General features: G+C 61.8%; 24 protein-coding genes. 20 read left to right on the top strand and 4 right to left on the bottom strand.

Annotated features, from left to right (window positions below; translation table 11 throughout):
* Window positions 1–25: 25 nt before the first annotated feature.
* From HY067_15075 to HY067_15045, 7 genes are all read left to right on the top strand, one after another.
* Entirely contained in the window at window positions 26–370 is a 345-nt protein-coding gene (locus HY067_15075) for a flagellar protein FlaG (protein ID MBI3529278.1), read from the top strand.
* A 133-nt stretch (window positions 371–503) separates the two neighbouring features.
* Window positions 504–1,922 (top strand): flagellar filament capping protein FliD, encoded by a 1,419-nt coding sequence (gene fliD, locus HY067_15070; protein MBI3529277.1) that lies wholly within the window; start codon window positions 504–506, stop codon window positions 1,920–1,922.
* Window positions 1,923–1,945: 23 nt separating this feature from the next.
* Entirely contained in the window at window positions 1,946–2,374 is a 429-nt protein-coding gene (gene fliS, locus HY067_15065; GenBank protein ID MBI3529276.1) for a flagellar export chaperone FliS, read from the top strand.
* A gap of 2 nt (window positions 2,375–2,376) precedes the next feature.
* Window positions 2,377–2,718, top strand: coding sequence for a flagellar protein FliT (locus tag HY067_15060; protein ID MBI3529275.1), 342 nt, complete (start codon window positions 2,377–2,379; stop codon window positions 2,716–2,718).
* 34 nt (window positions 2,719–2,752) lie between these two features.
* Window positions 2,753–3,829 (top strand): flagellar hook-length control protein FliK, encoded by a 1,077-nt coding sequence (locus HY067_15055; GenBank protein MBI3529274.1) that lies wholly within the window; start codon window positions 2,753–2,755, stop codon window positions 3,827–3,829.
* Window positions 3,810–4,100 (top strand): EscU/YscU/HrcU family type III secretion system export apparatus switch protein, encoded by a 291-nt coding sequence (locus tag HY067_15050; GenBank protein ID MBI3529273.1) that lies wholly within the window; start codon window positions 3,810–3,812, stop codon window positions 4,098–4,100. The genes HY067_15055 and HY067_15050 overlap by 20 nt, the downstream gene beginning before the upstream one ends.
* Before the next feature lie 25 nt (window positions 4,101–4,125).
* Window positions 4,126–4,905: a flagellar brake protein gene (locus HY067_15045; protein ID MBI3529272.1), complete on the top strand. Its 780-nt coding sequence runs from the start codon at window positions 4,126–4,128 to the stop codon at window positions 4,903–4,905.
* Window positions 4,906–5,029: 124 nt separating this feature from the next.
* On the opposite strand, the gene fliE is transcribed toward HY067_15045, so the two are convergent.
* Window positions 5,030–5,353 (bottom strand): flagellar hook-basal body complex protein FliE, encoded by a 324-nt coding sequence (fliE, locus tag HY067_15040; protein MBI3529271.1) that lies wholly within the window; start codon window positions 5,351–5,353, stop codon window positions 5,030–5,032.
* Window positions 5,354–5,381: 28 nt separating this feature from the next.
* Window positions 5,382–5,630 (bottom strand): hypothetical protein, encoded by a 249-nt coding sequence (locus tag HY067_15035; GenBank protein ID MBI3529270.1) that lies wholly within the window; start codon window positions 5,628–5,630, stop codon window positions 5,382–5,384.
* Window positions 5,631–5,821: 191 nt separating this feature from the next.
* On the opposite strand from HY067_15035, the gene fliF reads away from it, so the two are divergent.
* The 13 genes from fliF (at window position 5,822) to fliR (ending at window position 17,010) form a co-directional block, all read left to right on the top strand.
* Entirely contained in the window at window positions 5,822–7,444 is a 1,623-nt protein-coding gene (fliF, locus tag HY067_15030; GenBank protein ID MBI3529269.1) for a flagellar M-ring protein FliF, read from the top strand.
* Window positions 7,434–8,429 carry a flagellar motor switch protein FliG gene (gene fliG / locus HY067_15025; protein ID MBI3529268.1) on the top strand — a complete coding sequence of 332 codons (996 nt, stop codon included), beginning with the start codon at window positions 7,434–7,436 and terminating at the stop codon, window positions 8,427–8,429. The genes fliF and fliG overlap by 11 nt, the downstream gene beginning before the upstream one ends.
* Before the next feature lie 142 nt (window positions 8,430–8,571).
* Window positions 8,572–9,210, top strand: a complete 639-nt coding sequence (locus tag HY067_15020; GenBank protein ID MBI3529267.1) for a flagellar assembly protein FliH — start codon at window positions 8,572–8,574, stop codon at window positions 9,208–9,210.
* Window positions 9,207–10,652, top strand: a complete 1,446-nt coding sequence (fliI, locus tag HY067_15015) for a flagellar protein export ATPase FliI (protein ID MBI3529266.1) — start codon at window positions 9,207–9,209, stop codon at window positions 10,650–10,652. Before HY067_15020 ends, fliI begins: the two co-directional genes overlap by 4 nt.
* A 14-nt stretch (window positions 10,653–10,666) precedes the next feature.
* Complete coding sequence (gene fliJ, locus HY067_15010; GenBank protein ID MBI3529265.1) at window positions 10,667–11,116, top strand: flagellar export protein FliJ; 450 nt, start codon at window positions 10,667–10,669, stop codon at window positions 11,114–11,116.
* Between the two features lie 22 nt (window positions 11,117–11,138).
* On the top strand, window positions 11,139–12,284 hold the full coding sequence (locus tag HY067_15005; GenBank protein MBI3529264.1) for a flagellar hook-length control protein FliK: 1,146 nt from the start codon (window positions 11,139–11,141) through the stop codon (window positions 12,282–12,284).
* 237 nt (window positions 12,285–12,521) lie between these two features.
* A complete protein-coding gene (locus HY067_15000) occupies window positions 12,522–13,190 on the top strand; it encodes a flagellar basal body-associated FliL family protein (GenBank protein MBI3529263.1) in 669 nt (222 codons plus the stop codon).
* A 16-nt stretch (window positions 13,191–13,206) separates the two neighbouring features.
* On the top strand, window positions 13,207–14,211 hold the full coding sequence (gene fliM / locus HY067_14995; GenBank protein MBI3529262.1) for a flagellar motor switch protein FliM: 1,005 nt from the start codon (window positions 13,207–13,209) through the stop codon (window positions 14,209–14,211).
* A gap of 58 nt (window positions 14,212–14,269) precedes the next feature.
* Window positions 14,270–14,662, top strand: a complete 393-nt coding sequence (gene fliN / locus HY067_14990; protein ID MBI3529261.1) for a flagellar motor switch protein FliN — start codon at window positions 14,270–14,272, stop codon at window positions 14,660–14,662.
* The gene (fliO, locus tag HY067_14985) at window positions 14,662–15,093 is read left to right on the top strand and encodes a flagellar biosynthetic protein FliO (GenBank protein ID MBI3529260.1); all 432 of its coding nucleotides are present in this window, start codon (window positions 14,662–14,664) and stop codon (window positions 15,091–15,093) included. Before fliN ends, fliO begins: the two co-directional genes overlap by 1 nt.
* Window positions 15,086–15,832 (top strand): flagellar type III secretion system pore protein FliP, encoded by a 747-nt coding sequence (gene fliP, locus HY067_14980; GenBank protein MBI3529259.1) that lies wholly within the window; start codon window positions 15,086–15,088, stop codon window positions 15,830–15,832. Before fliO ends, fliP begins: the two co-directional genes overlap by 8 nt.
* Window positions 15,829–16,098: a flagellar biosynthesis protein FliQ gene (gene fliQ / locus HY067_14975; GenBank protein MBI3529258.1), complete on the top strand. Its 270-nt coding sequence runs from the start codon at window positions 15,829–15,831 to the stop codon at window positions 16,096–16,098. The genes fliP and fliQ overlap by 4 nt, the downstream gene beginning before the upstream one ends.
* A gap of 135 nt (window positions 16,099–16,233) precedes the next feature.
* Window positions 16,234–17,010: a flagellar biosynthetic protein FliR gene (gene fliR, locus HY067_14970; GenBank protein ID MBI3529257.1), complete on the top strand. Its 777-nt coding sequence runs from the start codon at window positions 16,234–16,236 to the stop codon at window positions 17,008–17,010.
* A 31-nt stretch (window positions 17,011–17,041) separates the two neighbouring features.
* On the opposite strand, the gene flgL is transcribed toward fliR, so the two are convergent.
* Both flgL and flgK read right to left on the bottom strand, forming a co-directional pair.
* Window positions 17,042–18,250 carry a flagellar hook-associated protein FlgL gene (flgL, locus tag HY067_14965; protein ID MBI3529256.1) on the bottom strand — a complete coding sequence of 403 codons (1,209 nt, stop codon included), beginning with the start codon at window positions 18,248–18,250 and terminating at the stop codon, window positions 17,042–17,044.
* Between the two features lie 11 nt (window positions 18,251–18,261).
* Window positions 18,262–20,166: a flagellar hook-associated protein FlgK gene (gene flgK / locus HY067_14960; protein ID MBI3529255.1), complete on the bottom strand. Its 1,905-nt coding sequence runs from the start codon at window positions 20,164–20,166 to the stop codon at window positions 18,262–18,264.
* Window positions 20,167–20,187 lie beyond the last annotated feature (21 nt).

Here is a 20,187-nt window from a genome sequence, read left to right as displayed (position 1 = left end):
CTTAACGAGCACACCAGGAGGCATCATGCAGCCTATCGCATCGACGTCCAACGTCCCGATTCAGATGCCGGGCGTTTCACAACCCGCCGCGACGGCGGTCACGCGTCCGGCCGATACTCTGCTGCGGTCCGAACATACTGAGCCAAGCGAATCGCAGATCAAGCACGCAATCGACGCAGCAAACGCAGCGCTCAAGCAGGTGACGACCGATCTCGAATTTGCCAGAGATGCAGCGACCGGCAAGATTGTCGTGCGTATTATCGACGCCAGTACCCAGCAGGTCATTCGCCAGTTTCCATCCGAAGAGATGCTCGCAATCGCCCGTGCACTCGATAGGTTTGAGGGTTTGCTGATCAAACAGAAAGCCTGAATTGACGGCGCTTTCCATATCAGTTCCATCCTAAAGTTTTCGGCGCCGGTCCCGATAATTCCTGTATTGGGCGGGCGTGCATGCCGCCGGTGATTTGGGCGCGGCAAAGATTGCCGCCGCGGGAGCGAATCTCATGGCCATCTCGTCGAGCGGAATCGGTTCCGGACTGGACGTCGACAGCATAGTAACCAGGCTCATGCAAGTTGAGCAGCAACCGCTGGTCGCATTGGCGCAACGCGAAGCCCAATTTACGTCGCAACTATCAACTCTCGGTACCATCAAGGGAGCGCTCTCAAGTTTCCAGACTGCCGCCAGCGCATTGAAAACCGCAGGCAGCAGCACGGCATACAAACTCAGTTCTTCCGATTCGACTTCCGTCAGCGGCTCAGCCGGCTCCACCTCGGTTGCCGGCACCTACAACGTAACGGTGACCCAACTCGCCCAGGCGCAGCGCCTGGTTGCCGCCGGGCAGACCTCGCTCGGTGCCAAGATCGGCGACGGCACTCCGACTACCCTGGCCTTCAGCTTCGGCAGCATTACCGGCGGAACGCTCGACGTCAACTCAGGCACCTACAGCGGCGCGACCTTTACCGCCGATCCCGCGAGGACCGCGGTACAAGTCCAGATCGGCAGTTCGAACAATACGCTCGAGGGCATTCGCGATGCGATCAACGCCGCCAATGCCGGCGTAACCGCGGCCATCGTCAATGACGGAAGTGCCGCACCGTATCGTCTCACGATCACTTCGAACGCAACGGGCGCCGGGAACAGCCTCAAAATCGGCGTCACCGGCAGCGCAGATATCACCACGCTCCTTGCCAGCGATCCCGGCGGCACGCAGAACCTGCGGCAGACGCAGACAGCACTCGACGCTCAATTGTCCATCAGCGGCATCGCCATCAGTCGGCCAACGAACAATATTGCCGACGCTATCCAGGGCGTCACACTGAAGCTGTCGAAGCTCACCACCGATGTCACTGTCAGCGTGGCGCGCGACAGCACAAACATCAGTTCCGCACTCAAGAGTATTGTCGACTCGTACAACGACACCAACAGGGCGATCAAGAGCGCCACTGCCCTGAAGGCTCTTCTGCAGGGCGATACCGCCACGGTGAGCATCCTGAGCCGGCTGCGCTCGGCGCTGGGCGTGATCCTGAATAACAGCGGCGGCTCCATCAACTCGTTGTCACAGCTTGGCGTAAGTTTCCAGAAAGATGGCTCCCTTACGTTCGACAGCACCAAGGCGCAAGGAGCGATCGATGCCGATCCTGCCTCGGTACTGGCGGCAGCCACCTTCTTTGGCAGTTCGCTCTCGACTCTCGCCGATCGTCTGGCCGGGTCAGGCGGCGTTTTGCAGGCGCGCACGGACGGGATCAACCGTTCCATCGCCGATCTAACGCGCCGCAGCGATGCGATGTCGCAGCGTCTGGATGGCGTGGAAAAGCGTTACCGCGCGCAGTTTACCGCGCTAGACGTGTTGATGAGCAACATGCAGCAGACCAGCAATTTCCTGACACAGCAGCTCGCGAATCTTCCCAAGACCTCATCATAATAATAGCTACAACAATCACAATCATGTTCTCGAACAACCTGAATTCCGCAAAAAACTACACGACCGTAGGAGTAACGAGCGGCGTCATGTCCGCGAGTCCGCACGGACTTGTGCTGATGTTGTTCGAAGGGGCGATGCTCGCCGTCTCCGCGTCCCGCATGCACATGCAGATCGGCCGGACGGCGGAAAAGGCCCAGGCCATATCCAAGGCGGTGGCCATAATCCAGGATGGACTGATGGCGAGTCTGGATCGCGAGGGCGGTGGCGAGATTGCCGAGAAATTGTTCACCCTCTACGAGTACATGGTGGTCAGGCTCACCGAAGCCAATATCGGCAATCGCGCCGAACCCCTGGAAGAGGTAGGTCGGTTGCTGGCGGAACTCAATGACGCATGGCAAGCGATCGGCAAAAATAACCAGACTCAACCTGCGGTCATCGTCGGCGGGGAGTGAATATGACCAGCAAAGAAGTGATCGGGACCTACGAGAATATTCTTGCCGTCACGGCACAGATGCTGGATGCAGCACGCGCCGCCGACTGGGACCTGCTGGTCAATCGCGAACAAGAATGCCGAAAGCTGGTGGAAAGCCTCATGAACACCCGGAACGAAAATGATATTGTCCTCGAACCCCAGGTGCTCGGGCGCAAGGTCGAAATCATCCGCAAGGTGCTCGCGGACGATGCCGAGATCCGCAACCTGACCGAACCCTGGATGCAGAGATTGCAGCATCTGCTGACCAGCGTAGGGCACGAGCGCAGGCTGCATGCCGCGTATAACGCTGGCGCAACGGACTGAAACAGAGCGCCGCTGAGGCGGCGCAATCCCAAGCATGATTCGTCCGGAGGCACTTACCCGATTGCGCCTGCTGGTCGGCGCCGTGCGCACTTCGCTTGTGGCGGGCGACCGCGAACTGCCTCCGTTGCGGCCCGGACAACCGATCGACGGACGCGTCGAACAACAATCCCGCGCCGGCTATATCGTGTCGGTGCGCGGTCGCAGCTACGACTTCAAGCTTCCCGACGGCACCCGCCCCGGCGATTTGCTGCGCATGGTTTATGTGAACGACAATCCGCGGCCGACTTTTGCCTTGCTGGGAATCGAGCGCGCGAACGACCAGGCCGAATCGAAGCTCAGCGATGCCGGTAAGTTGCTGGCAATGCTCCGGGAGTTCCAGATCGAAGCGCCCGATGAACCCGCCGCGCGTGCCGCGATTCCAGTCTTTCAGTCGCGCGTTCCGGAAGCACCGCAGGCCGCAACGCTTCTTCGCGAAGCGCTCGCACTCAGTGGTCTTTTTTACGAGTCTCACCAGGCGCAATGGGTTCTGGGCACACGCTCGACCGCGCAATTGCAACGCGAACCGCAAGGCAAGCTTGCGCCGATGCAGCCCGCAGCCGCCGCTGCAATGATGGAACTGCAGGCCTTTCCCGTTTCCGAAGAAGCCATCCGTCGCGCCGATGCAATGCCGACGGAGTCAGCGCATGGCGCCGAGGCGGATCCGCCTTCGCAAACCGAGCAGGTTGCGCGCTCACCGGCGCATCCCGACACCTTCCCGATCATCCGTCAGCAACTCGGCGCGCTCGAATCCGGCCACGTCGCGTGGCGCGGGCAGGTATGGCCCGGCCAATTCATGGAATGGCAGGTGGGTGACAGTGCGTCCCACGCAGAAGAAGACCGCGAAGTACCGAGAGCATGGCGTACCGAATTGAAACTGACGCTGCCCAATATCGGGGAACTGCTTGCGAGGATCGAACTGGACGCGAACGGCGCAAAACTGCGGCTCATCGCGGATTCCGAACAACACGCCCGACGTCTGCGCGAACAGGCGCCGGCGCTGGCAAATCGCTTCAATACGTCCGGCATACCGATTCATGCACTCGAGGTAAGTCATGGTCCCGAAACGACCTGACCACGCGGCGGTGGCGCTTGCCTATCGCGAGGGCCAGTCGGCACCACAGGTCGTCGCCAAGGGTAATGGCCTCATCGCCGAAGCGATCATCGCTCGCGCGCGGGAAGCCGGCGTATACGTGCACGAATCGCCGGAACTCGTCAATCTTCTCATGCACGTAGACCTCGACCAGCACATACCTCCCCAACTTTACGTGGCAGTGGCGGAATTGCTCGCCTGGCTATATCGTGTCGAACAAGGGCTCGCAGCCCCGCCCGCACCGAACAGATAACGCAACCGTGATCGTTTCCGGGAACATGAAACAAGAGGACGCAAACCGCGCCCAGCCGCAGGGCCGGGATAATCAGCTTGACGACGATGCCCGCTTCGCCGTGAGTCAGCCGGCCGAGATCGTTTTCGTGCTGAAGAAGATCATGCAGAACACGCAACTGGTCACTGCTTATCTGGATGGCGGTGCCGATTTCGCGCTGACATCGTTGCTGGCCGTGATGTCTGACACGGCGGAAGTCGTGCTCGACGTCTCCCCTGACGCAGCAGCAAACAAACGGCTGCTCGCTGCAAAGAAAGTGTTGCTGGTGACCTCGCACGACCAGGTCAAGGTGAAATTCACGACCAGCGACATTCGCGAAGTGCGTTACCAGGGCCGCCCCGCGCTGCGCATTCCGCTGCCCGGTACTCTGGTACGCATCCAGCGCCGCGAGCACTACCGTATTGCCACGCCGATCACGAAACCACTGATCTGCACGTTGCCGCTGCCGGACCGCGGTGCCGGCGTGCAGGCTGAAACCATCGTGCTGGACATCAGTATCGGCGGGGTTGCGCTGATGGACAATCATGACGCAACCGGCTTCCAGATCGGTGATGTATTCAAGAACTGCCGCATCGGGCTGCCGGAAGTCGGTACGCTGGTGGTCTCGCTGGAAGTGCGCAACTCGTTCGACACGCCGCTGAAAAACGGACTGAGCTTTCGCCGCTGCGGCTGCCAGTTTTTGAATCTGGCACCCTCGAACGAAAACCTGGTGCAACGCTACATCATGTTTCTGGAGCGCTCACGCAATTTCAGGATGAAGAAATAGAAGATCAGGGAAGAGGGGCTAGGGGCTAGGGGCTAGAAAAAAAGCTCTGACAAGCGAGCAAGGCAGTTAAGGTATGAAGACGTAGTTCCCTACCCCCCTAGTCCCTCATCCCTAGCCCCTAGTACTACATCTGCATGTTCATCATGTCCTGATAGGCCGCCACCACACGATTGCGCACCTGGACCACAGTCTGAAAGGAGATATTGGCCTTCTGCATCGAGATCATGACGTCCTGCAGGTTCACGCTCGGATCCCCTTTCTCGAAAGCCTGCGACAGATTGTTTGCCTGCTGTTCGGCGCCGCTGACCTGATCCAGCGACGTTCGCAGCATTTGCGCGAAGTCCACCTTGCCGGGCGCCCCGGTCACGGGGGATTTCTGGCCTCCGGCGGCGATTTCCTGCATCGCGCGGATCTGGCTCAATACGCTTTCCACTGATATGCGGTCCATTGTGCAGCTCCTCGGGCGCGCCGGCGCCTCAAATCACGGTATCCAGCCGGTATTGCTGGAGCTTGTTGCGTAGCGTGCGTTCGCTGATCCCGAGGCGCGCCACCGCGGCGCGGCGCGAGCCGTTTACGGTAGCCAGCGTTTGCAGGATAACCAGGCGCTCCAGCGACCTGAGATCGAGCTTGCCCGCCAGGACCCTGACTGCCCTGGCCAATTCGTCGTCCGTCGGCGAGCCTGCTTCCACGCTTGTCGCCGGCATCTGGTGATTGTTGTGGTCCATGTCCCCAACCCCGTTACGCGATGGCGGCACAATACCTCGCCCCGCTTGCAGACCCTGCCCGGATAAAGCGCCTAAAAGCCCCTCTTTTCACCCGATTGAATTGCTACCCGCCGACCATAATCGCCGTCATCGGAATCCGCCTGCCAAAAGCACGGCGGCCGCATGAGGCAGTCGCATAGCGAGGTGATTCGATGGCTGGAACCGCGGTACGGACCATGCAGCAGCTCAGCGGCCCGGGTGGGAGGCAGGTTGTCGCCCTGATGCTGGCAGCCGCTACGGCCGTGGCGCTTGCCGTCGGCGCGTGGATGTGGAGCCAAGCCCCGGACTATCGCGTGCTGTTCTCGAACGTGAGCGACCGCGACGGCGGCGCGATCATAGCGTCGCTGACGCAGATGAACGTGCCTTACAAGTTTGCGGATGGCGGAGGCGCCATTCTGGTGCCGGCCACGCATGTGCACGAAGCCAGGCTGAGGCTCGCGAGCCAGGGTCTGCCGAAAGGCAGCCTGGTCGGCTTCGAACTCATGGAAACACCGAAGCTCGGCACCAGCCAGTTTCTCGAGCAGGTCAACTATCAGCGCGCGCTCGAGGGCGAACTCGCCCGCTCGATCCAGTCGGTCTCCGCCGTCGGTGGCGCGCGGGTGCATCTGGCAATACCGAAACCCAGCGTGTTCATGCGCGAACAACAGAAATCAAGCGCCTCCGTACTGGTCAATCTGAATGCCGGTCGCACACTCGATCCCGGGCAGGTCAGCGCGATCGTGCACCTGGTCGCCAGCAGCGTCCCGGATCTGCTGGTGAAGAATGTCACGGTCGTCGACCAGAACGGCAATCTGCTTTCGGCGCAGAACGACTCGCAGCTACAGACCGGCCTCGATCCCGGGCAGCTCAAATACGTAAAGACGATGGAGCAGGATTACGCCCAGCGCATCGAATCCATCGTGCTGCCCGTGGTCGGCAACGACAACATGCACGCCCAGGTCACCGCGGACATCGACTTCTCGCAGACCGAACAGGCGGAGGAAGTCTATCGTCCGAACCAGGGCGCGGCGCCAGCGGCGATACGCAGCCAGACCTCGAGCGAATCAAGCAGCGGCGCCGGCGGCGCTCAGAGCGGCGGCGTTCCCGGCGCCCTGTCGAACCAACCACCGTCACCCGCGTCGGCGCCGATCAACGGCCAGCCCGCCGCGACGGGCGCCACGACACCATCCGCGCCGCCTGCGAGCAGCAGCACAAACAAGAATTCCGCGGTGAACTACGAAGTCGACAAATCCCTGAAGCACATCCGCCACAGCATCGGCAATATCAAACGGCTGTCGGTCGCCGTAGTGGTGAATTATCGCAAGGTCACCGCGAAGGACGGCAGGGTTTCCTACAAGCCGCGCAGCGAAGACGACATGGCGCAAATCAACAAGCTGGTCCGCGAAGCCATGGGCTACACCGAAGCGCGCGGCGACACGGTGACCGTGGCCAACACGGCTTTCACCGTAGCAGAAGCGGAAGCACTGGAAACCGTGCCGTTCTGGAAACAGCCGGGCACGTGGGCGCTGGCGCAGGAAATCGGCAAGAATCTGCTGATCGCAGGTCTGGTGCTGTTCCTTTTCTTCAAAGTGCTGCGTCCGATGTTTCGCAGCGCAATGACGCCGTCTCCGGTCGAAACACAGGCATTGCCCGCCGGTGCCCCGGGTGCGGCGCCTGGTGTCATGGGCGGAGCGTCCTATCAGAGCAACCTCGACTCGGCGAAACAGCTTGCCCGGCAGGAACCCAAGCTCGTCGCCAATATCGTTCGCACCTGGGTAGCCGGCGATGAGCGCTGACGGCATCGAAAAAAGCGCGATTCTGCTGATGTCGCTCGGCGAGGAAGCCGCCGCCTCGGTGTTCAAATATCTCGGACCGCGCGAAGTACAGAAACTCGGCCAGGCGATGGCCGCGATGAGAAACGTCACCAGGGAAAACATTGACGGCGTCCTCGGCGATTTCCACAAACTCGCCGGCGAAAAAACCGCGCTCGGCATGGACTCCGACGAGTACATTCGCACGGTACTGAAGAAAGCCCTGGGCGATGACAAGGCCGCCTCGCTGATCGACCGCATCCTGCAGGGAGGCGATACTAGCGGCATCGAGGGTCTGAAGTGGATGGATTCCCCCGCGGTCGCCGACCTGATCAAGAACGAACACCCGCAGATCATCGCCACCATCCTGGTGCACCTCGATCGCGACCAAGCAAGCGAAATCCTCGGCCATTTCGCGGAGAGAACCCGCAACGACGTGATCCTGCGCATCGCCACCCTGGACGGCATCCAGCCTTCGGCCCTCAAGGAACTCAACGACGTTTTGACGAAGCTGCTTTCCGGAAACAACAACCTCAAGAAAAGTCCCATGGGCGGCGTGCGCGCCGCAGCGGAAATCATGAACTTCATGCCGGGAACCGTGGAAGGCACGGTAATGGAGAATATTCGAGAGTACGACGGCGACCTGGCGCAGAAGATCCTCGACGAGATGTTCGTGTTCGACAATCTCATCGACATCGACGATCGCGGCATACAGCTCGTCCTGCGTGAAGTGCAATCCGAGTCCCTTATCGTCGCACTGAAAGGGGCCGGCGAAGAATTGCGCGAGAAGATCTTCAGGAACATGTCGAGTCGCGCTGCGGAAATGCTGCGCGAGGACCTCGAATCGAAAGGCCCCGTTCGTCTGTCCGAAGTCGAGGGCGAGCAGAAAGAAATCCTCAAACTGGTGCGCCGCCTCGCCGACGAAGGCCAGCTCGCGCTTGGCGGCAAGGGCGATGATGCCTTTGTCTGACGACAGCGCCGGGTAACCGGTGACAGGTGACTGGCAAAACCAAGAAATGACGACCTGAATTCACACAGCAATACGACTATCAACAGATCGCGACGCTCTGCCTTTTCCAGTCATCAACAACTAGTCACCAGTCACTGACTTCATGGCCGCACCGAACCTCATTCCGAAAGAGCAGCTCTCCGCTTACGAACGCTGGGAACTTAACAGCTTCGATGTCCCGGGCAAGCGTGGTCCGGTAGCGCTGACGACCGCGGCGCAGGTCGAGAAGATCCATCAGCAAGCGCGTCTCGATGGCTATCAGACCGGGTTGAACGAAGGCAGGCAACGGGCCGGCTCGGAAGCAGAGCGCCTCGCCGCCCTGGCCAGGGCTTTTTCTTCGGAGACCGCCGAACTCGATCAGCGGCTCGCGCAACAAGTGCTCGATGTCGCCCTCGACGTCGCGCGCCAGATGCTGCGAGGCGCACTCGAAGTCAGACCGGAACTGATACTGCCCGTCATCCAGGAAGCAATACGCAGCTTGCCGGTTCTCGGTGAAGAGCGGTGCCTGCGCCTGCATCCCCAGGACGTCGCGCTCGCGCGCGAACTCGCGGGAGAGTCACTCACAGTAGTTTCCGGCTGGACCATCGTCGAGGATGCCGCAATCACACGCGGCGGTTGCGTGGTGTGCACTTCGCACGGTGAGGTCGATGCGACGCTGGACGCGCGCTGGCGCCGCATTGTCGGCACGCTCGGCCGCGAAGGCGGCTGGCTGGGAAATGGCGAGGATAAAGGCGAGGCATGAACGCCCAGGCCAAACCCGCACCCGCTGGACGCACCCAGCGCCTCACCGGTTTCCTCGCCGATTGCCGTACGCGCATCGACTCGAGCCAGCCGCTGGCCCCGAGCGGCTATCTCACGCGCGCCGCCGGACTGGTCATGGAAGCGGTCGGTCTCAAACTCGCTGTGGGGAGCACTTGCACACTGCTGCTGCCGAACGGCAATTCGGTCGAAGCCGAAGTCGTGGGTTTTTCCGGCGACCGCCTCTTCCTGATGCCGTCGCAGGATGTTTATGGGCTGACGCCGGGTGCGCGCGTCGTGCCCCAGGAAGCCCCGGTCGCGACACTGCGCATAGGCGACAAGGAAATGCCACGCCGGCGCGCTGCCGATCGCGGCAAGCATGTTCCGGTCGGTGTGGAACTTCTCGGGCGCGTGCTCGATGGCGCCGGCAAACCGCTCGACCGCCTGCCAGCACCGAACACCAGCCAGATGCAGCCGCTGTACAGCCGGCCGTTCAATCCGCTGGAGCGAGCGCCGATCGAAACGCCGCTCGACGTCGGCGTGCGCGCGATCAATGCCCTGCTGACAGTCGGCCGCGGACAGCGCATGGGATTGTTCGCAGGCTCCGGGGTGGGCAAAAGCGTCCTGCTCGGCATGATGGCCCGCTACACCACCGCCGACGTGACGGTGGTCGGTCTGATCGGCGAGCGCGGCCGCGAAGTAAAGGAATTCATCGAAAAGATTCTCGGCCCGGAGGGCATGGCGCGCTCGGTGGTCGTCGCAACGCCGGCAGACACTTCGCCGCTGATGAGATTGCAGGGCGCGGCTTACGCCACTGCGGTGGCCGAATACTTCCGCGACCAGGGCAAGAACGTGCTGCTGATCATGGATTCGCTGACGCGTGTCGCCATGGCCCAGCGTGAGATCGCACTGGCAATCGGCGAGCCTCCCGCGACCAAAGGCTATCCGCCATCGGTGTTCGCCAAGCTGCCGGCGCTGGTGGAAAGAGCCGGCAACGGCACCACGGGCGGCGGATCGATCACTGCGTTCTATACCGTGCTGACCGAAGGCGACGACCCGGCGGATCCGATCGGAGAGGCGGCGCGCGCCATTCTCGACGGACACATCGTGCTTTCACGGCAACTTGCCGAGTCCGGACACTACCCCGCCATCGACGTCGAAGCATCGATCAGCCGCGCGATGACTTCGCTGGTCGACGAATCTCAACTCGAAAATGGTCGCCGCTTGAAATCGCTTTACTCGCGCCATCAGCGCAGCCGGGACCTGATCAACGTCGGTGCTTACCTGGCCGGCAGCGACCCGCAGCTCGATCAGGCCATCGAGATGATGCCGCGCATGGAGGCATTCCTGCGCCAGGACATGAGCAGCCGCGAGCCGCTTGCGACCGCGATCACGCAGCTCCATGGCCTGTTCAACAACGCCGCCGCAGACGGCAAGAGTCAATGAAAAAAGGAGCCGACATGTCCAAGCGTTTTCCACTCGAAGTCGTGATGGATCTCACGCGCAAGCAGGCGGATACCGCCGCCGCCGCGCTTGCGGAACTGCGCGCCAAGGAGCGCGCCGCCGCGGAAACCCTGCAGATGCTGGAGACCTGCCGACAGGACTACCAGTCTCGATTCGAGCGGTCCAGCCAGTCGGGCATCGGTAACGAACAATGGCGCAACTATCACGAATTCTTAAGCAAGCTCGACCAGGCCATCGCGCAGCAGAAGGAAATGCTGGCGAAATGCAGTATCCAGTGCCAGGCGGGTCTGCACGAATGGCAACTGGCGCGCATCAAGCTGAAGTCTTTCGACGTGCTCTACGAACGTCACCAGCGCGACGAAGCGCAGCGCGAATCCAGGAGCGAACAGCGCGACCAGGACGAACGCAGCGCGGCCAGCCATCAACGCCGCCAGACACCCTCCTGATAAAACGACAGGCAAAAACTTCATGAACACACTCATGATCGCGAATCCGGCACGGACGGCTTCCCCGACCCACTCTGCGGGTGGTCCCGCAGCGACAGCAGATCCCGGGGATGCCGACGCCGGCGACCTCGATTTCGCCGGACTTCTCGGCGCCGGGATCGGACGCACAACGAGTCCGGAACAAGCATGCGAACCGGTCGAAATCACAAAAAATGCCAGTGGCGACACGCCCGCGTGCGATCCCACCGCGCTGCTCGACGCCATCGCCGCCGGTAAGGCCGATCTCCATCCGCAACAACTGACCGCTGCACAGATCGCCCTCCAACCGATGCCCGCTTCACTCGCACCGGTCGACTCGACCGCGCCGGCCAAGGCGACCGACTCCACCACATTGCCGGTCATCGCTCGCGACAGCGCAATTTCCGCCCGCGTGCGCAGCGATGGCGGCAAGAGCATGCCGCAGGCCGACATGCAAAACACGGCCAACTCGCTGCGCGCAACCGATGCCCGACATGACGCGGACGCCGGGTCCGCTGTGACGGTCGCAAAAACTGCCGCGCACGAACCCGTAGCCGTTCCAGTTCTCAAGGCCGAACTCTCGGAGCGCCGGCAGGAACCCGCCTTCCAGCTGCCGACGGTGGGCAGCACGCCGGGTCACGCGGTGGCGCCATCGCAATCGGCGAACACTGCGAGCGTTGTGGCGCACGTGGAACAACTGGCCCAGCCGTTTGGCTCGCCCACCTGGGATGATGGCTTTTCCAGCCGCGTTGTATGGATGGCCAAGAACAATGTGCAATCTGCCGAAATCCGCCTGAATCCCCCGGATCTCGGGCCGATCGAGGTCACACTCGTGCTGACCGGCGACCAGGGTGCGCAAGCGTCCGCGTCGGTGCAATTCAGCGCCGCACACGCCGCCACCCGCGAGGCGATCGAATCCGCGCTGCCGCGATTGCGGGAAATGCTGCTGGAGAACGGCATCGCGCTGGGCAACACCACGGTCGATGCCCGAACTGCGGGCAACACCGATGGATCGGGCGATTCCGGCCGGCCGTCCCACGGCAGCACGCGATCGGACGCACGCGCCGGCCAGACACCGGAACCTCCGATCCAGCCACGCCTCGGCAGTCCTCTGCGTCGAGGCAGCGGTCTGGTGGATACGTTCGCGTAGCGCTGCGGGCGACGCGACAGGCTAGGGGCTAGGGGCTAGGGCAAGAATTTCGATTCGGATTTGTCTTCTGTCAATCTTCTCCGGCGTTGCTCGAGATTCCTTTCGCACTTCCCTAGCCCCTAGTCCCTCACCCCTAGCCCCTGCCCCTCGAATTAGGTATTTTTTGCCGCTCTATTCCAGCGATGGATCGAGACCCCCGGCCTGAATAATGGCTGCATCCCACACTGAGGGCGTGTCATGGCAAAAAGCCCAAAAATCGAAGCCGCCAAAGAGGAAGTCGCCGAACCCACGGCCAGGAAACCGGGCGGCAAGAAAAAACTGATCATCGTCCTGGCGAGTGTCCTGCTTATGGGCGGCGGCGGTGGCGGCGCCTGGTACATGCTCAAGGGCAAGCATTCCGCGGAGGGCGAAGCGCAGGCCACGCCGATCAAGGAAGTCAAGCACGCGAAGAAGGATGCCCCACCGGTGTTCCTTCCGCTCGAGCCCTTCGTCGTCAACCTGCGCGCGCAGGCGCCGCAGAGCAACGATCAATTCCTGCAGACCGACATGACGCTACGCCTTGCCGGGCCGGAAGTGGTCGACCAGGTCAAGCAGCACATGCCGGAAGTGCGCAACTGTGTGCTCATGCTTCTCTCGACCAAGACATCGCAGGAGCTGTTGACTCCGGAAGGCAAGGCCAGACTTGCAGAGTCCGTGCGCGTGGAAATTACCGCGGTTGTCGACCCCGATGCCGTCAAACCTGTGGAACAACCCAGGATCAAGAAGGAAGCGGCCGAGGGCGATAAAGCCGGCGAAGCGGCAAAGGAAGCGCCCGCCGAAGAAACCGAGGCTGCAGCCGAAGAACCGCAGTCGCCCGAAGACTACAAGGTGAAGAGCGTGCTCTTCACATCCTTCGTCATCCAGTAAGGCAAGACACGCGCGCATGACCAAGGAATTCCTGACCCAGAATGAAGTCGACGCGCTGCTGAAGGGCGTGACCGGCGAGCAGGACGCCGGGGCCGACAAGCCGGACGACGGCCAGGGAATCCGGCCTTACAACCTCGCCACTCAGGAACGCATCGTGCGCGGGCGCATGCCCACGCTCGAGATCATCAACGAACGTTTCGCGCGGTTGATGCGAGTCGGCCTGTTCAACTTCATCCGCCGCAGCGCGGAGATTTCCGTCGGTCCGGTGCGGGTGCAGAAATACAGCGAATTCATCCGCAACCTGGTCGTGCCGACGAACCTGAACATGGTCCAGGCCAAGCCGCTGCGCGGCACCGCCCTGTTCATCTTCGATCCCAACCTCGTGTTTCTGGTGGTCGACAATCTGTTCGGCGGCGACGGCCGCTTCCACACGCGGGTCGAAGGCCGCGAATTCACGCAGACCGAGCACCGCATCATCCAGAAACTGCTGAAAGTGGTGTTCGAGACTTACGAAAAATCCTGGAGTCCGATTTACCAGGTGAAATTCGAGCACATGCGCTCGGAGATGCATACGCAATTCGCGAACATCGCCACGCCGAACGAAGTCGTGATCACCACAACATTTACCATCGAGCTCGGAGCGGTAAGCGGCGATTTCCACCTGTGCATGCCCTACGCGATGATCGAACCGATTCGCGACATTCTCTATTCGAGCCTGCAAGGCGACCACATGGAGGCCGACAAGCGCTGGGTGCGCCTGTTGTCGCGCCAGGTCCAATCAGCCGAAGTGGAGCTGGTCGCCAATCTCGGCAGCGCGAGGCTCACGCTGAACCAGGTCAGCGGCCTCAAGGTCGGCGACGTGATTCCGCTGGACATTCCGGCCGAGCTGACCGCGGAGGTCGATGGTGTCCCGGTCATGGAATGCAATTACGGCGTGTTCAACGGGCAGTACGCGCTGCGCGTGCTGCGAATGATCAACCACAGCATGAACGACAGCTTCTCGGGTCCGGACGATGCCTGACCAGGAACGTCGCGACAAAGACCGCAGGCCTTTTCAATCCAAACCAACGGAGGCAGCAATGCCCGAAACCACTACTGCAGAACCGAAGAACGACGATTGGGCCGCTGCCCTTGCGGAACAGAGTGCGGTCGAATCTTCCGCCGCGCCCGTGTTCCAGAAACTCGCACCGAGCGGAACGGTCGACGCCAAGAACGACATCGATCTGATTCTCAACATTCCGGTGCAGCTCACCGTGGAACTCGGGCGCACCAAGATCACCATCAAAAACCTCCTGCAGCTCGCTCAAGGTTCGGTGGTCGAGCTCGACGGACTGGCTGGAGAACCGATGGACGTTCTGGTCAACGGCTGCCTGATCGCACAAGGCGAAGTCGTGGTGGTCAACGACAAGTTCGGCATCCGCCTGACCGACATCGTCACGCCTTCCGAGCGCATGCGCCAGTTGAACCGATGATGCGTGCTCTGCCCTTCCATGCCGTCCGGGCCGTGGCCTGGACGCTATTGATGCCATGTGCAGCGTTCGCGGCTGACGCGATGGCCGCGCCGGTCGGCGCGGGCAGCGTGCTGCAGGTGCTGCTCGGCCTGGCTGTGGTGCTTGGCATGGTGTTCGTTGCCGCGTGGGCCATACGCCGATTCAATCCGAACGTTGCCCCTGGCAGCAGCGCGCTGCGCATCGTGGCCGGCACTGCGGTCGGCAATCGCGAGCGTGTGCTGCTGCTCGAAGTCAATGACACCTGGCTGGTCGTCGGCGTCGCACCGGGCCGGGTTTCCCAGATTCACAGCATGCCGCGGCCGGACAATTATCAAGTGGCACGGGCGCCTGGCGCGCCGAACGGTTTCGCCGTCTGGCTGAAACAGACTCTCGAGCGCCGCAACCATGGCTAAGAGTGTGCGCTGGCTTGTCGCCTTGATGCTGCTTGTGCCGGCGCTGCCGGGGCTCGCGCAACAGGCCGGCCTGCCGGCGTTCACCAGCGCGCCGGGACCCGGCGGAAGCCAGACCTACTCCCTGCCGATCCAGTCGTTGTTGTTCCTGACCGCGCTGACTTTCCTGCCGGCGCTATTGCTGATGATGACTGGCTTCACCCGCATCATCATCGTGCTGTCGTTGCTGCGCCAGGCCATCGGCACGCCGACCGCGCCACCCAACCAGGTACTGGTCGGTCTGGCGCTGTTCCTGAATTTCTTCGTGATGGCACCGACGCTCGACTCGATCTACAGGGACGCCTACCAGCCGTTCTCGCAGAACAAGATCAACGCGACGCAGGCCATGGATCGTGCTGGCGTGCCGCTGCGGCAGTTCATGCTGAAGCAGACCCGCGAGGCCGACCTCGGCTTGTTCATGAAGCTGGCCGATAGCGAAGCCGCTACGCCCGATCAGGTGCCGATGAAAGCACTGATCCCGGCCTTCGTGACCTCGGAGCTGAAGACGGCCTTCCAGATCGGCTTCCTGATTTTCATCCCCTTCCTGATCATCGACATGGTGGTCTCGAGCGTGCTGATGTCGATGGGCATGATGATGCTCTCTCCGGTCATGATTTCGCTGCCCTTCAAGATCATGCTATTCGTGCTGGCGGACGGCTGGAATCTGCTGATCGGCTCCCTGGTCAGGAGCTTCTCGCCGTGACACCGGAATCCGTAATGACCATCGGCCGCCACGCGCTCGAATTGACGCTGCTGGTATCGGCGCCGCTGCTCCTTTCCGCGCTCGCCGTCGGCCTTCTGGTCAGCGTGTTTCAGGCGGCCACACAGATCAATGAAATGACCTTGTCGTTCATTCCCAAGCTCATCGCGATCCTTGTCATGCTGGTCCTTGCCGGCCCGTGGATGATCACGATGATGGTGGACTACATGCGGCGGCTGCTGGAGAACCTGCCGTTCATGATTGGCTGAAAGACAGGGGCTAGGGGCTAGGGGTGAGGGACTAGGTGCTAGGGGAACACGTCTTCAGGCCTTTACTGCCTTAACATAATTTGTCAGCGCTTTTCTTCCAGCCCCTAGCCCCTGATCCCTAGCCCCTATCCCATCATGCTCTCCCTCACTTCCACCCAACTAGCCGCCTTTCTCGCCTCCTTCGCATTCCCGATGGCGCGGATCCTCGCGCTGGTCTCGACGGCGCCGGTGTTTGGCAATCGCGGTGTACCGCGGCGCATTCGGCTCGGTCTCGGATTGGCTCTGACGCTCGTGATCGCGCCGCTCGCCGGCCCCATTCCCGACGTATCGCCATCCTCATACGAAGGCCTGCTGGTGTTGATCCAGCAGATCGTCATTGGCACGGCGATGGGTCTGGCGATGCGTATCGCGTTCGCGGCAGTCGATACGGCGGGCGAACTGATCGGATTGCAGATGGGCCTGGGATTCGCGACATTCTTCGATCCGCAGCACGGAAACAACGCGCCCGTAATTGCAGAGCTCATGAGCCTGCTGGCGGTGCTGTTCTTCCTGGCGCTGAATGGGCACCTGCTGATGATCTCCACGCTCGCACAAAGTTTTGCCATGCTGCCGATCGGCACCGATCTGTTCGGCGCACATGCTGCGTTCAGTCTGGTGTCCTGGGGCGGTCAAATGTTCGCAGCCGGGCTGACACTGGCATTGCCGGTCGTCGCGGCGCTGCTCATTACCAACCTCGCATTAGGCGTGCTGACGCGCACCGCACCTCAACTCAATATTTTCGCAGTCGGGTTTCCGATCACGTTGCTGCTGGGATTTTTCATGCTGGCGCTGGTGCTGCCCTACCTGACGGTGCCGATGGAGAAACTGCTGACCTCCGGCGCATCTGCGGCACTGGAAATACTTCAGAAGTGATGAGCCGAAAGGGTTTCCCCAGACCCGCTCCTCAGAGGTAGTTGAATATCGACAGTTGCGCCGTCTGCAGGAAAGTCTTCTGTGCCGCCTGGAGGTTGGTCTGCTGCTGGACCAGATCGCTGACCGCTTTTGCATAATCCAGATCCTGCAGTTTCGACAGGACCTGCTTGTATTGCAATGACAGATCTTCGCTGCTGTTCTGATGATCGTCGGTTTCGCGCATGCGCGTGCCGACGCCCGCACGCACCGAACTGACGTTGTTGAGGTCCTGGTCGAGGTTGGTCACCGCATCGGTAAGCGAGTTCTGCAGCCGAGCCTGCGCGGCCGGGTCTCCGGCGGGCGCCCTCAGTGCAGCGACAAGATCCGATACCGTCTTGAAAATATCCTGATTGGTACTGGGATCGATCTGCACCAAATCGCCCGCGGCCGGCGTGCCGCTGACCTCCAGGCTCATGCCGTCGAAGGCGATCGATGCGCCGCTGGTATAGGGCTGTGCGGCGGCCACCGTGGTGCCGGCGGTTACGTCGAGAACGTCGTAGGTCGTGGTCGTGCCGGTCACGCTGAACACGATCTGATACTGGTCCCCGGTGAGCGCGGCGGCGTCGGTGACCGTACCCTTGCTGTAGGTTGCGTTGCCGGTATTGGCCGCCGGGGCTGACACCGCGAATGTCCCGTTTCCACGGCGTATGCGCGTGAATACATCGGCACCGGATTCGCTGACGGCCACCTGCCGGCCGCTCGCAACCTGCACCAGCCGTTGCCCGTCGTCGCCCAGATACTGCACACCGGCGGCAGTCGGCGAAAATGGCTGCAGGTCCGTCTGGAATCCGGAAAACAGATAATTGCTTTCACCGTCCGTGGTATTGGCGACCGTCAGGAGTTCGTCGTACATCGCCTGGACGTCCTGCGCCACGGATTCGCGGTCCGACGCGGTGAAACTGCCATTGCCGGCCGTGATTGCGTTCTGCCTGATCGATTGCAGCAAATCCGTCACGCGACCGAGCGCCTGCTCGGTCAGCGAAAGGCGGCCTGACGCCGTTTGCGCATTCGCGCCGTATTGCGTGTTTATCGAGTCGGCCTGTGTAATTTCGAGCGCACGCGAGGAAGCGATCGGATCGTCCGACGGCGTGAGAACGCGTCGATTGGCCGAGATCTGCTGCTGGGTCTTCAGCAATTGCGTCTGCTGCCGGTTCATTGCGCTGACGCCGAGATCGTAGATGGTGTTGGAGCTGATGCGCATGACGATCTCTCTCAGTGGCTGCCGAGCTGGAGCAGCGTGTCGAACAGCGTCGACGCGATCTGCAATACCTTGCCGGAGGCCTGATAGGCCTGTTGGAAGCGAATCAGGTTGGCGGCTTCTTCGTCGAGGTTCACGCCGGAATAAGACTGCTGCGCGGTCTGCGCCTGTTCGAGTACGGCGGCTTGCGCCGCACTGGTGACCTGCAGTTGCCGCGTCTGCGTACCGACCTGGCTGACCAGAGACGCATAGGCTCCCTGATACGACGCGGTGCCGCCGTCCAGGATCTTCGTGGTCTGCAGGCTCGCGAGCGCAAGCGCGTTGCGATTGTCGCCGCTGCCGCCGGTGTTCGGGCCAACGCTGAACGTATCGCCCGTCGCCGGTGCGCCGCTGATCTGTACGGTCCAGCCGTTGAAAGCGATGTTCTGTCCCGCGGTATAGGTCAGACCGGTGGGATTACCCGTACCAGTGCCGCTCACGTCGAACGTGGTTGCACTGGTGAACGTGATGGTCACCGGCTGCTGCAGGTTCGCACCGACCGAATTGACCGTCCCGGCGTTGATTTTTCCCGTGCCGGTATTCGCCGCGCCTTGCGCGGTGCGCACCGGCGCTGCCGCCGCGATCTTCGACGGATCGGTGATGGCAACGCCCAGCGTCGATGCGCCCGCCACCGTCGGGCGAATCAGGAAAGAGTCGCCGGCCGCGGCCGCCCCTGAAGCGAGCGTCAGCGTGAAGCCGTCCACGTTCTGCGGGAACGTGGCGAAGGTCTGGGTTGTGTTGTCGGCCAGCCGCGTCAGGGTGAAATTGGCCCCGTCGTAGTTCAGCCGGTAATCGCTGGCCGTCAGTCCGCCGACGTTGGTCGAATCGAACGCGGCCGCGATCACGGCGTTGCCGGTGTTGTTGAGGTTGGAATTGACCTGCGGCGTGCCGATCGAGAACAGGGCCGTGCCGAGTTGTCCGTTCAAGTCCTGTCCCAGCTCATGCTGGGCATTGAAAGTCTGGGCCAGCGTTATCGCCACACGGCCCAGCGCATTCTGTGCGGGATCGAGCGCTTCGCTGCGGAAAGCCAGCAGCCCACCGAGCTTGCCGCCGTTGAGCGTCGCTTCCGGCAGTTGCACGACTCCAGAGGCCGTTCGGTAGCCGACCGTGAGCTTGGTGGGATCGAGCGGATCGCGCAACGTGGCCAGCGAGTAGGCCAGCGTGCCGGCAACCAGCGGCTGTCCGCTGCCGACGAAAACATCGTAGGCGCCGTCGTCCTGGACCACGACGGTGGCGCGAATGTCCTGGTTGAGATCCGCCACCAGCCGATCCCGCTGGTCGAGCAAATCGTTGGGTGGCTGCCCGCCGGTGGCGCTGCGAGCCACGATGATGCGCTGGTTCAGGTCGGCGATCTGCGTGGCGAAATTGCTGATTTCCTGTGCCATTGCACCAACGTCCGAATTAACGCCGTCGCGCAAGTCGGTCAACCGCTGGTCGATGACCTGGAATCTCGATCTCAACGCTTCCGCCGACGAGAGCAGTGCCTGACGGGAAGAAGCCACATTCGGCGTCGTTGCCACGCCTTGCACCGCGGTGAAGAAATCTTGCAAGGCGGGTGACAATCCGGCTGACGGGTCTGCGAGCAGGTTGTCGAGCTGCTGAATCTGCGAATAATAGCTGTCGAGCGAGTTCGATTGCGTGGATGCGGTCAGAACTTCGTTGGAAAGGAACTGGCTGTACAACCGCTTCACAGTGACGACATCGACACCGTTGCCGAAAAAACCGCTGCCGGTTGCCAACGGGGTCGCATTGGAAAAATCGACCTGTTGGCGTGTATAGCCAGGCGTGTTGGCATTGGAAATATTGTGGCCGGCCGTGATCAGACCGGCCTGGGCCGCCTGCAGGCCGGTAACGCCGATGCCGAAGATATTGGTTGCCAAAGGCTTTCCTTCCCTGATCCT

The organism is Betaproteobacteria bacterium, from assembly GCA_016194905.1.
Taxonomy (GTDB): Bacteria; Pseudomonadota; Gammaproteobacteria; order Burkholderiales; family JACQAP01; genus JACQAP01.
This window is presented reverse-complemented; position numbering and strand designations above follow the sequence as displayed.

What these genes read in the sequence shown, in the direction of transcription:
- fliP (MBI3529259.1), top strand. Translation starts at nt 15,086, where the DNA reads ATGGCTAAGAGTGTGCGCTGGCTTGTCGCCTTGATGCTGCTTGTGCCG.
- HY067_15045 (MBI3529272.1), top strand. Translation starts at nt 4,126, where the DNA reads ATGAAACAAGAGGACGCAAACCGCGCCCAGCCGCAGGGCCGGGATAAT.
- HY067_15005 (MBI3529264.1), top strand. Translation starts at nt 11,139, where the DNA reads ATGAACACACTCATGATCGCGAATCCGGCACGGACGGCTTCCCCGACC.
- fliS (MBI3529276.1), top strand. Translation starts at nt 1,946, where the DNA reads ATGTTCTCGAACAACCTGAATTCCGCAAAAAACTACACGACCGTAGGA.
- flgL (MBI3529256.1), bottom strand. Translation starts at nt 18,250, where the DNA reads ATGCGCATCAGCTCCAACACCATCTACGATCTCGGCGTCAGCGCAATG.
- HY067_15050 (MBI3529273.1), top strand. Translation starts at nt 3,810, where the DNA reads ATGGTCCCGAAACGACCTGACCACGCGGCGGTGGCGCTTGCCTATCGC.
- fliE (MBI3529271.1), bottom strand. Translation starts at nt 5,353, where the DNA reads ATGGACCGCATATCAGTGGAAAGCGTATTGAGCCAGATCCGCGCGATG.
- fliG (MBI3529268.1), top strand. Translation starts at nt 7,434, where the DNA reads ATGAGCGCTGACGGCATCGAAAAAAGCGCGATTCTGCTGATGTCGCTC.
- fliO (MBI3529260.1), top strand. Translation starts at nt 14,662, where the DNA reads ATGCGTGCTCTGCCCTTCCATGCCGTCCGGGCCGTGGCCTGGACGCTA.
- HY067_15000 (MBI3529263.1), top strand. Translation starts at nt 12,522, where the DNA reads ATGGCAAAAAGCCCAAAAATCGAAGCCGCCAAAGAGGAAGTCGCCGAA.
- fliD (MBI3529277.1), top strand. Translation starts at nt 504, where the DNA reads ATGGCCATCTCGTCGAGCGGAATCGGTTCCGGACTGGACGTCGACAGC.
- fliJ (MBI3529265.1), top strand. Translation starts at nt 10,667, where the DNA reads ATGTCCAAGCGTTTTCCACTCGAAGTCGTGATGGATCTCACGCGCAAG.
- HY067_15035 (MBI3529270.1), bottom strand. Translation starts at nt 5,630, where the DNA reads ATGGACCACAACAATCACCAGATGCCGGCGACAAGCGTGGAAGCAGGC.
- fliR (MBI3529257.1), top strand. Translation starts at nt 16,234, where the DNA reads ATGCTCTCCCTCACTTCCACCCAACTAGCCGCCTTTCTCGCCTCCTTC.
- HY067_15060 (MBI3529275.1), top strand. Translation starts at nt 2,377, where the DNA reads ATGACCAGCAAAGAAGTGATCGGGACCTACGAGAATATTCTTGCCGTC.
- fliF (MBI3529269.1), top strand. Translation starts at nt 5,822, where the DNA reads ATGGCTGGAACCGCGGTACGGACCATGCAGCAGCTCAGCGGCCCGGGT.
- fliN (MBI3529261.1), top strand. Translation starts at nt 14,270, where the DNA reads ATGCCCGAAACCACTACTGCAGAACCGAAGAACGACGATTGGGCCGCT.
- HY067_15055 (MBI3529274.1), top strand. Translation starts at nt 2,753, where the DNA reads ATGATTCGTCCGGAGGCACTTACCCGATTGCGCCTGCTGGTCGGCGCC.
- HY067_15020 (MBI3529267.1), top strand. Translation starts at nt 8,572, where the DNA reads ATGGCCGCACCGAACCTCATTCCGAAAGAGCAGCTCTCCGCTTACGAA.
- HY067_15075 (MBI3529278.1), top strand. Translation starts at nt 26, where the DNA reads ATGCAGCCTATCGCATCGACGTCCAACGTCCCGATTCAGATGCCGGGC.
- fliI (MBI3529266.1), top strand. Translation starts at nt 9,207, where the DNA reads ATGAACGCCCAGGCCAAACCCGCACCCGCTGGACGCACCCAGCGCCTC.
- fliM (MBI3529262.1), top strand. Translation starts at nt 13,207, where the DNA reads ATGACCAAGGAATTCCTGACCCAGAATGAAGTCGACGCGCTGCTGAAG.